Source organism: Belnapia sp. AC561 (assembly GCF_979252845.1).
The window spans coordinates 1-235 of the sequence record NZ_CEEDBP010000497.1 but is presented as its reverse complement, the minus strand read 5'-3'; the positions used below and the strand labels follow the sequence as shown (position 1 = coordinate 235).

Sequence of the window (235 nt, the reverse complement as noted above, 5' to 3'; positions counted from 1 at the left end):
CTCGGCGGCGATGTGGCCGACCCGGCCCAGGTGGCCAATGCCATCCCTCAGGGGACCAAGGTGGGGGTCCACCTCGCCGCCGTGGTCTCGGCCCAGGCGGAGGCGGATTTCGACCTCGGCCTGAAGGGGAACGTGATGGGCACGCTGGCCGTGCTGCAGGCCTGCCGCGCCCTGCGGGAGCCGCCGCGGGTGGTCTTCACCTCCGCCGTCGCCAGCTTCGGCGGCGGCCAGGAGG

At 74.5% G+C, this 235-nt stretch carries 1 protein-coding gene; it reads left to right on the top strand.

Annotated elements, in window-relative coordinates; genetic code table 11:
* Positions 1 to 235, top strand: a 235-nt coding sequence (locus AC0IW9_RS32000; RefSeq protein ID WP_471652304.1) for an NAD-dependent epimerase/dehydratase family protein, incomplete at both ends; no start/stop codon positions are given.